Raw genomic sequence first — 10,400 nt, 5'->3', positions numbered from 1 at the left:
TCACGACCACCAGAACCGTGTCGGACTCGTCGTGCTTGCTGTACGCGATCACCGCGTCGTTGTCGGTGTCGTGGAAGTGGAGATTCCTGAGCCGGCGCAGTGCGCTGTGCTGCCGTCTGATCCGGTTCAGGGAACCGATGAGAGGCGCGATGGAGCGTCCGTCACGCTCTGCCGACTCCCAGTCCCGGGGCCGCAGCTGGTATTTCTCCGAATCGAGATAGTCTTCACCGCCCGCCCTGAACGGAGTGTTCTCGCACAACTCGTATCCGGCGTACATTCCCCAGGCCGGCGAAAGGGTCGCCGCCAGAACGGCCCGTACCTCGAAAGCCGGACGGCCGCCGTGCTGGAGATACCCGGGCAGGATGTCGGGCGTGTTCACGAAGAAGTTGGGACGCATGTACGCGGCGACATCGTTACTGGAGAGTTCGGTGAGGTATTCGGTCAGTTCGGCCTTGGTGTTGCGCCACGTGAAGTAGGTGTACGACTGCTGGAAACCCACGCGTGCCAGGGCATGCATGATCTCCGGGCGGGTGAACGCCTCGGCCAGGAAGACGACATCGGGGTCGGTACGGTTGATGTCCGCGATCACTTGCTCCCAGAACGCCACCGGCTTTGTGTGCGGATTGTCCACGCGGAAGATCCGTACACCGTGGCCCATCCAGAACCGCAGAATCCGCCCGGTCTCGGCGATCAGCCCCGGCATGTCCTCGTCGAAGGCGATCGGATAGATGTCCTGGTACTTCTTCGGCGGATTCTCGGCGTACGCGATCGTGCCGTCCGAGCGGTGGTGGAACCACTCCGGATGCTTCTCCACCCACGGGTGGTCCGGCGAGCACTGGAGCGCGAAGTCCAGCGCGACCTCCATGCCCAGGCTCTCCGCCCGGCGTACGAAGGCGGAGAAGTCGTCGATCGTGCCGAGGTCGGGGTGGACGGCGTCGTGCCCGCCCTCCGGTGAGCCGATCGCCCAGGGGACCCCGACGTCGTCCGGGGACGCGTCGAGCGTGTTGTTGGGGCCCTTGCGGAAGGTCGTACCGATGGGATGGATCGGTGGCAGGTACACCACGTCGAAGCCCATCTCCGCGATCGCGGGCAGTCGTCGCGCGGCGGTCCGGAAGGTGCCGGTGACCGGCGGCTTGCCGTCCTCGACCACCGCGCCCTCCGAGCGCGGGAAGAACTCGTACCAGGAGCCGTACAGCGCCCGCTCCCGCTCCACCAGCAAGGGCAGCGGGGCCGACCGGGAGACCCGTTCCCGCAGGGGGTGGTCCGCCAGCGCCGTGTCCACATCCGGGGTCAGGGCGGCGGCGAGGCGGGCGATCGGCGGCCGGGACTCGTCACGCAGGGCGTCCACGGCGGTCAGTACCGCCGCTCGCCCGGCCTCGTGCGGGACTCCGGAGGCGGCCCGTTCGTACAGTTCGGCGCCCTCCTCCAGGACCAGTCCGACATCGATGCCCGCCGGAATCTTGATGCCGGCGGCGCGGCGCCAGGTGGTCACGGGGTCGGACCAGGCCTCCGCCCAGTAGACCCAGTCGCCCACCGCTCCGGGGGTGACGTCGGCGCCCCAGCGGTCGGTGCCGGGGGCCAGTTCGCGCATCGGGGTCCAGGGGCCCGTACGGCCCTGAGGATCGCGCAGGACGACGTTCGCGGCGACCGCGTCGTGACCCTCGCCGAAGACGGTGGCGGTGACCTGGAAGGTTTCGCCCGGTACCGCCTTCGCCGGGCGGGTGCCGCGGTCGACGGCCGGTCGGACATCCACCACAGGGACGCGGCCGATCGGGACGATGGGCACGCGGCCAACAGGGGGGACACGGCCGTCGGCCGGGTTGTCGGTCATGGATCTCACCTCCGTCGTCTGCGAACTTCTGTGCTTTCTGCGCTGTGCTTGCGTCCTTGTCGTTCTCGCTGTTGTCGCCGTTCCAGCGCCCGGTCCGAGCCGGGCAGTGGCGTCGGAGACCCCGTTACGCCACAGGGCTTGCCGCGAGACCGTCGGAACGGCCGGGCCTGCCGGACTTGGCGGGGCGCCTGCCGTTGGCCGGGCCGCCTTTGGCCCGGTCGCGGCGGCGGGCCCCCGGCCCGACCGACAGATAACGCTCGGCGGCGTGCACGGCCTCCCGCGCGCAGCGTTTGCCCATGAGCACGCACAGCGTGTAGCCCGTGTCCTCGAAATTGCCCCGCGCCGCACGGTCGGCGGGGGCCGCGAGCATCATGCGTTCCCAGGCTCGGTACAGCTCCAGATGCCTGGCGACCTCGGCTTTGGCAGGCAGCAGCATTTCACTGGTCACCTTCCACTCCCTCGAATGCGCACGGTTCGCCCGGATCGTGCGTGAAGCCCGTGCACGGAGAGGCATCGACCGACTACAGCGGCCGACGCCCTCACCCATGGTGCACGCGGTGACACTCAACGTCCTGTTGTCGCTTCAACTACATCAGGCGCGCTCTCGTGTTGCACGAATGGAGTACCGATCCCACTCTGGGACTGACTCAGAAGCGATCACTGCTCACGCTTCGTGTTCGGGGCTCGGCCCGCAGGGGCGAGGAGGAGCAAGAGCTTCGCCGGTGAGGAGCCAACGACGATGAAGACCGTAGTGCCCTGCTACTACCACCTCGACGTGGAAGTCAGTCCGGAGCGGGTCGACCAGGTCAGGCGCATTCTGGCCGCCCATCTCCGGTACTGGAACCTTGAGAACCTCGTCGAGCCCGTCTGTCACTGTGCCGATGTGCTGCTCCGCTCGATCGGGGAGCACGCGGCCGACAAGAACACCACGATCGAGATGTGGTGGAACGGCCAGCACCTCATCACCGCCGTCGCCGACAACGACGGCGGGTTCCACCCGGAGTCCGCCACACCCGGCTGGCTGGCCCGCATCGCCGCGCTGAGCGACGGATGGGGCTGTTGCGGCACGGGCACCGGCGGAAAGATCGTCTGGTTCTCGCGCCGGGCCCGAGCCATCGAGCGCGCCCCGCTGGTCCCGGCCGGCCCCGCGCCCAGTCTGCGCGAGGCCCGGCGGACGCCCCGCGAGATGCCCGTACCGGCGATGGCGTTCTCCACGCCCGTGGGCTCGATCGAGGAAGAGGTCGTCGCGGCGGCCTCCGGGTAGATCCATGTAGATCCATCCGATCTCCGGAGAGAACGCCGCACCGGCCCGCAGCCGCTCAGGCGGTCGCGGGCCGGTGGCGTTTCTCGCGGAGTACCCCGGTAGAAGAGGGGAGCCCGGCCGTCCATCTAGGCACTCGGGCAACTCCGTCTGTAGGTGACGCCATGGACGTAGCGGTCCCAGTCGTCCTTCGACAGCCCAGTGGTCACGCGACGGCATACGGTCCGCGCCGCACGGTCCGGGGTGATCTCGTACGTCTGCAAGGGGGCGTGGTCCCCGGCGGCGTAGAGCGTGCCGCTGTCGGGACCGAACGCCAGCGTGCGGACGGTGTCGCCCGGTGTGACGAGCGGGGACCCGATCCGTCGGCGGGAGGAGACGTCCCAGAGCTGAAGGGTGCCCTCGTCACCCGCGACGGCGAGCGTGCGGCCGTCGGGGGAGAAGACCAGGGCAGACACGTACTGGTAGGTGGTCGTGTCCGGGTCGGCGAGGACACCGAGCCGTCGGCCCAGCCGCCCGTCCCAGAGGACGACCCGGCCGGAGCCGTCACCTACGGCCAGATGCTCACCGTCCGGGCTGAACGCCAGAGCGGTGGACCTGCCGGGGCTTCTGACCGACGGCAGCCGGGTGCCCGCGGGCATGCGGTACGCCTGCCCGCGCTCGGTGACGAGCAGGTCGCCGTCGGGATGCGAGGTCACCGCGCCGACGGAACCGGGGAGCGTGCCGGTCGTGGTCCGGCGGCGCAGGTCCCAGAGGCGGGTGGCCTCGGGTACGGACCCGGGCAGCGGGGAGAGGAGCAGCGACCGGTCGTCGGCGCCGAAGGCGATATCGGAGAGCGCATCCACGCCGAGCTCGTCGCTGTCCAGGGTGGTGGTGACACGTCGCCGCGGAATGTCGTAGAGGGACAGTTGCGTCGCTGTGGGCGCCGACGAGTAGTTCGCCACGCCGTAGGCGAGCGTTCTGCCGGTGGAGTCGAAGGCGAGAAGGGCGTCGCAGCTTGGGAACATCACATCCTTCGAGGGAGGTCGGCACGGTATGCGTGGAGGTTCGGCCAGCAGCCGTCCCGTACGTCCGTCGACCAGGCGGAACCGAAGGTACGTCCCGTCCTTGGTCAGGCGGGCCGTGGCGAGCGTCCTGCCGTCCGGGCCGAACTTGACGGCCAGGGCGGGGGACTGCTCCCAGCGGGTGTTCACCGCGCTGCCCACGTTCAGCGTGTGGACGGCGGGTCCCCATGAGCCCTCCGGGCCGCCGAGGTAACGGACGATGCCGGCCTCCGTGTCGATCCTGATCTCCTGGACGGTCTCGCCGGCCAACTGGTGCCGTACGACCGGGAAGTCGGGTGAGTCCATCCGCCAGACCTGGATCTCCTCGCCGTCCGACGCCACCAAGTAGGCGCCGTCCGCACTGAGTTGAGCGACCTTCAGGCCGGAGTAGGTGACCGCAGGGAGTTCCTTGCCCGACGAGACCTCCCACGCCCGGAATCCGCTGGCGTCGATCAGTCCCAGATACCGGCCGTCGGGCGTGAACTCGATCCGTTCCTTGACGCACTGCTCGACGGTCGCCTTGGGCAGCCAGGGTGCGGGAAGGCGGCGCTTCTTCGCGACATCCCACAACTCGAAGCGCTCGCCCGGGACGCACAGCGCCAGCAGACGGTCGTCCGCGCTGACCGTGGCATCCGTGAAGGCGGGATCGTCCGTCAGGGCCGTACCTCGACCGTCCTTCCGCTGCCGGTTCTTGTGGGCCGTGAGCCTCGCCCACTCCACCTGGGCGCCGGTCGCCCCGTCCACCTTCGCGTCCGTGTCGCGCGCGATCTCCAGGAGCTTCCGCCGGGACCGGGCGTCCCAGAGCTGCACCCGGCGCTCGGATCCCTCGGCGTGGTAGACGAGGAGGCTGCGACCGCTCGGCCCCATCTCGACGCCGCCGTCGGCGACCGCCAGCGGCGTCCCGTCCCGCCGACCCGTGGCGAGGTTCCGCAGCGCGGCCCTTCCCTCGTCGAACTCGGGGATCCAGGACGCGTCCGCCCGGATGAACCCCACCTCCTTCGCGGCCCCGCCGAGCCCGGGCCAGGTGGCCGTACGCCGACGCGTCTCCACGTCCCACCGGGTCACCCGACCGGTGCCGACGCTGAGGAGCGTGCGGCCGTCGGCGCTGAGATGCCGCATGGTCTCGTCGGTGCCGTCGGGATCGGTGAACACGTCCTGGTTCCGCTGCGCCGCGGCGCCGAGCAGCGCGGAGCGTGTCTCGGGAAGGTCGGCGACGCGCCACGCGGCGAGGCCGATCCGCATCGCCGTGACCGGGTCGGACAGGCGCAGACTCTCCGCGACTCCGACGAGCCGCCGGGCCTCCGCCTCGATCCGCCGCCGCTCGCCGGACCGGTTCTGCTGCCAGGCGACGAGTGCCGCGACAAGGCTGAGCACCACGAGGACGGACAGGACGACCGTACGGGTCCTGCGGCCTCGCTGCTCACCCCGGCGGGCGTCGAGGCCGGCGCCGAGGAACTCCCGTTCCAGCGGGGTGAGATCGTCCGTGGCGCCGAACTGCTCCTCGGCGGTGGACAGCCGTACGCCCCGGTAGAGGGAGCCCGAGTCCCGCCCGAGGTCCTGCCAGGTGGCCGCCGCCTCGGTGAGCCGGTGCTGGGACCTGAGCCGCTCGCGGTCCTCGTCGATCCAGGTACGCAGCCGGGGCCACGCGGTGAGCACGGCCTCGTGGGCGAGGTCGACGGTGTCCTCGTCGAGCGTGATGAGACGGGCGTGGGCGAGTCGTTCGAGTACGACATCCGTGTCGGCGTCCGTGCCGTCGCCCAGCGCGGTGAGCTCCGTGCGCCGGGTCGGACGGCGCGTGTCTCCGGTCCCCTGCCCCGGGCTCACCAGGCGGAGCAGGATGCGACGGGCGTGGTCGGCCTGGCGGCCGGTGAGGCTCTCGTAGAGATCCTCCGCGGTGCGGGCGATGGCCCCGTGGATGCCTCCCGCGGCGTCGTACGCGGCCTCGCTCAGCGCTCTGCCCCGGCGTCTGCGCCAGGTCTCCAGCAGGGCGTGCGACATGAGGGGCAGGCCACCGGGCTCGTCCTGGATCTCGGCGATGATCCGCGAGGTCAGCGTCCGCTCGACGATCAGACCCCCGAGCGCGGCCGGTTTCACGATCGTCTCGCGCAGCTCCTCCGTGCTCAGGGGAGCCACCAGGAGCGTCGCATCCTGTGCGGCCTGCGCGAGCCGGCGGTACCGGGCGCAGTGGCCGTAGAAGTCGGCGCGGACCGCGACGACGACGCGGATGCCGTGATCGGGGCGGACGGCGGTGAACAGCAGGTCGAGGAAGGCTTTTCGCTCGGCGGGATCGGCGCAGAGGGTGAAGAGTTCCTCGAACTGGTCCACCACGACGACCGTCCCGGAGCGGGTGGTGCTCGGATCCAGGGCGTCGGCGTGGGTGCGCGCCGGGTGCGGTCCCGGGGTGAGGATCCGGATCGTCGCGGGCCGGACGCGCGGCGGGTCGGTCTTCTGGAGGCGCGGGATGAGACCGGCGCGCAGCAGTGAGGACTTGCCGCTGCCGGACGGGCCCGTCAGGACGACGAACTCCTTGTCCCGGACCAGGTCGACGAGTTGGCCGACGAGGTGGTCCCGGCCGAAGAAGCGTTCGCTGTCGCTCGCCTCGAAGCGGGTCAGGCCGGGGTAGGGAGCCTCCGTGTCGTCGTCGGCCGCGCGGCTCTCCTCGGCGGTGTCCTGGGCGGCCTGGTGCCACCGTCGTTCCCACTCGTCGCGGTCCCCGCCGCACGCCTCGGCATAGGCGAGGGCCACCGGCAGCGAGGCCAGCCGCTCTCCGGCCGCCGCGTGCGCGAGCGTGGCCGCGGAGTAGTGCGCCCGCCGGGCCATCGCGCGGTAGGTGATGCCGCCCGCCTCCCGGCGCAACTTCCGCAGTTCGTAAGCGAATTGCGCGACGGGTCCCTCGGCCGGGTCCAGTGGCCGCTCACGACGTCCCATCGCATCCCCCGTCGCCGTGTGCGCCTGTCGACCCGCACGCTACGAATCCTGGCGGCGGTGGGGAAAGGGGCATGGCGAGAACGCACCACTCGCGCCACGAAATTGTCTGAAGTGGCGACAGAGGACTGCCGGACAATGCCCCGACCCTGAAAGCTGAGGTCATGGCGGGCCGGCGCGATCCACGTGGATGTACGGGGGAGCACGTGGACGTACGGGGAGCATCGGGGGAACGTTCCACGATGCCGGCCCGCCGACGCCGGACGGGGGACAGCGCCGGGCGGGTGGCGTTCCGGGAGGCCGGGTCAGGGGGAAGCCCGGCCTTCCGGAACACCACGGGGAGCTTCTAGCGAGTGGGCGTGCCGACGCGGGCCTCTCCGTACGGCACGAGGCGTACCGGGCCCATCAGCCCGTACGCCTGCCGTGCCAGGCCGCCATACACCCCGGGATCGCTGATGCGCAGCCGGTTGGCGAGCGGGGTCGCCACCTCGACCTCGATGACGTTCGGCCCGCGGCGGAGCAGGCCGCCGAGGTCCACCACCGGGCGGATCTGGTCGACGGGGTCGAGTCGGTGGCCGTTGACGGTGACGCGGCAGGTGTCGGTGACGGCGCCCAGTTCGAGGCGTGCGCCACGGCCGCCCGTCCAGGCGTCGCCGAGCGTGACCGTGGTGCGGTAGCGGCCGATGCCCGAGACGTCGGCGAGCTCCGGAATCTGTGACCAGGGCACCAGGGCGTCCAGGGTCAGGTCGTGCTCGACGACGGTGGTTCTGGTGGCCGTGGCGCCGGGCCGCCAGTCCTGTACGCGCAGGCGCCAGGAGGTGAGTTCCGTCGGCCCGGGAACCTCCTTGAGGGACGTACGCACCGTGCGTCCGTGGGACAGTTCGGTCCGGTACGTGCCCGCCGTCGTGGCACGGATGGTGAGTCCGGTGTCCGTGAAGCGCACCTCGTCGGCCTCGCCGGTGACCGCGTGGGGACGGCCGCCGTTGCGGTCGCCGAAGAGGCCGGGGCGGCCGATCGCCACGACGAGGGTCTCCGCGGGCTGCAGGGCGACCCGCACGGTGACCGTGTCGCCGTCCTCGGTGTACCGGGCGATGCGCTCGGCCCCGCCGGTCCACGGATCCAGCAGATACGGCACTCCCTTTGCCGTGGTGCGATGCAGGGTGACGTCGTGGTCGATGGCGGCCACCGGCGGCTTCACGGTCTCGGCGTGCTTGCCGTTGCAGAGGTAGTAGTAGTCGACGCCGTCGGCCACCCGGTGGGCGTTGAGGAGGGTGGAGGCGGAGGCGTACCCGACGTCGGGCCGTACCCCGAGTTCGGTGAGCGCGGCCGGCACCGCGGTCTTGTCGGTGACACGACGGACCCGCGGCTGGGCGAGCAACTCCGCGACCGCCGAACGCAGTTCGTCGGTCTCGCCGCTGTCGGGGACGCCGGACGGCACGACGGTGTCCCACGCCCCGAGCAGCACGATCGGCAGTCCGGCGCGGGTGAGCCGCAGCAGGGCTCGGGCGTCCCGCAGGGCAAGGGTCACCGTGGAGCCGTAGAAGAAGTCGCCCTCGACGAACAGGGCCTTGTAGGCCGGGCCGTCGGGCGCGAGCCGTCCCCTGCGCACGGTGGCGGCCGGCAGGTCGAGCAGCGGGCCGCTGAGGAACTGATGGGTCCAGCCCAGGGTGATGCCCGTGGCGGTGAACCAGGAGGCGCCGATACCGGTGGCGGTGTAGCCGGTCTGCCGGAACACCGCCACATCGGCTCTGGGCCGGCCGGTCTGCAGCACCTGGTGGACCCGCCCCAGGTAGCCGGAGACGTCCGGCACGTGCTTCCAGGTCGGATGACGGGGTCCCCAGGACTCGCCGTAGCCGACCGTTCCCTTGTACGGGGTGAAGGCCGCGTATCCCGGCCAGTTGACGCCCGGCAGCTCGGCGTAGGAGAAGCCGTGCACGACGGTCTGGTTGACCCCGGCCGCGTAGGCGCCGCCCATGGTGCGCAGGAACCGCTGCCAGGTGGTGCTGTAGGCGCTGCCGGAGTAGGCGCCTGCCTCGCACGAGAGCACGGTGTGCCCGGCCATGTCACGGCCGCCGGCCAGACAGCGGTAGTCGTCGAGGTTCTTGAAGCCCAGGGACTCGCCCTCGGCGATGTCCAGGAGCGCGGCCGAGGCGATGGCGTCGGTCTGCAACCCGTAGGGCTGGGAGCGCAGTTGGAGGCCGAGCGAGTGCGCCCAGGTGCGCAGCGCCCCGACGTGGTGCCTGTTGAAGAGAGTGGAGACCGTCTCCCAGAAGTCGTGCCGGATCTGGCGGGTGGCGGCGGCCTCGAAGGCGAAGACCTGGTTGCTGTTGTCGAGGATCACGGCGGGCAGCAGCGGCAGGAGGGAGCGGCCGGTGTGCTCGCGGAACGCGTCGGGCAGGCCCGGCGTCCACTGGAGCCCGTCCGTCTCCAGCTCGATGGAGTCCTCGAAGAGCGCGCCGCCGGAGACCTTCAGCAGACGGCGGATCGCCGGGGTGAGGAGGTGGTCCTCCCAGAAGTCGGTCACCGCTCGGGTGCCGGCCGCGCTGAAGTGGTCGACGACGTAGGAGGGCGGGTCGGTGTGCGGTCCTGCCTCCGGTGTCTGGCCGGAGCCGCGCACCCAGTACGCGATCAGGACCCAGGTGCCGTCGTCGGGCGCGGTCCAGCCGAGGGTGCCGTCGGAGACGGCGGTGGTGAGGTCGCGGACCGAGTCCTGGTCGAGGCCGGTTTCCTTGCGGGTGGAGTTCGCGGTGTTCACCCGCGCCGCCTGCACCAGGAGCAGCCGTTGCTCGGTGACGCCGGACGCCGCCTCGTGGACGGGCTCGGGGACGGGGCCGGAGTAGGCCGTACCAGGAGCCAATGTGACGGCCCCGTGGGCGAGTTCCTTGACGGCGGCCTCGTTGTCGGGGGTGATGCCGGGGACCGCCGCGGGCCACGCGGGGCCGACGGTGAGATCGATGGTGAGGCCGCGCCGGGCCGCCTGGCTCAGCGCGGCCTCGACACCGGCGACCCAGGAGGGGCTGCCCCAGCCGTGGCGCTCGGTGTCCAGCACCGACGGGTCGGCGACGCTGTGGTGCACGGCGGCTATCTCGGCGCCGCCGAAGCCCGCGTCGGCGATCTGGTCGACCTCCCGTCTGATCTCGTCGGGCCGCACCAGGCCGTCGGGCCACCACCAGCGGAACTTCGGCCGCACCGCGCGGCCCGGCTCGGCGAAACCCGCGGAGACGGAGGAAGCAGAGGAAGCAGAGGAGGAGACGGCCGAAGCGGCGCCGGCGGGGGCGGCCGAGGCGCTCCCGGGTCCCGCCCCGGCGAGAGCACCGGCCGCGGCCGTCGTGGCCGCGGCGGC

At 71.3% G+C, this 10,400-nt stretch carries 5 protein-coding genes; 1 reads left to right on the top strand and 4 read right to left on the bottom strand.

The genetic code is table 11. The features are described 5' to 3' along the window. The coding region (locus AOK17_RS26350) for an alpha-1,4-glucan--maltose-1-phosphate maltosyltransferase (protein ID WP_169801951.1) at positions 1-1,831 on the bottom strand (1,831 nt) is incomplete at its 3' end. A gap of 124 nt (positions 1,832-1,955) precedes the next feature. Then, positions 1,956-2,267 (bottom strand): DUF5133 domain-containing protein, encoded by a 312-nt coding sequence (locus AOK17_RS26345; RefSeq protein WP_055615034.1) that lies wholly within the window; start codon positions 2,265-2,267, stop codon positions 1,956-1,958. A gap of 303 nt (positions 2,268-2,570) precedes the next feature. Between AOK17_RS26345 and AOK17_RS26340 the strand changes: the two genes are divergently transcribed. After that, positions 2,571-3,095 (top strand): hypothetical protein, encoded by a 525-nt coding sequence (locus AOK17_RS26340; protein ID WP_055615033.1) that lies wholly within the window; start codon positions 2,571-2,573, stop codon positions 3,093-3,095. Between the two features lie 125 nt (positions 3,096-3,220). Here the strand turns inward: AOK17_RS26340 and AOK17_RS26335 are convergent, their stop codons facing one another. Together AOK17_RS26335 and AOK17_RS26330 are read right to left on the bottom strand one after the other, a co-directional pair. Then, positions 3,221-7,060 carry an nSTAND1 domain-containing NTPase gene (locus tag AOK17_RS26335; protein ID WP_055615032.1) on the bottom strand — a complete coding sequence of 1,280 codons (3,840 nt, stop codon included), beginning with the start codon at positions 7,058-7,060 and terminating at the stop codon, positions 3,221-3,223. A 343-nt stretch (positions 7,061-7,403) separates the two neighbouring features. Then, on the bottom strand, positions 7,404-10,400 hold a 2,997-nt coding region (locus AOK17_RS26330), incomplete at its 5' end, for a glycosyl hydrolase (protein ID WP_055615031.1).

Origin of the sequence: Streptomyces phaeochromogenes, from assembly GCF_001418655.1 — a bacterium.
Classification (GTDB): domain Bacteria; phylum Actinomycetota; class Actinomycetes; order Streptomycetales; family Streptomycetaceae; genus Streptomyces; species Streptomyces phaeochromogenes.
This window is presented reverse-complemented; position numbering and strand designations above follow the sequence as displayed.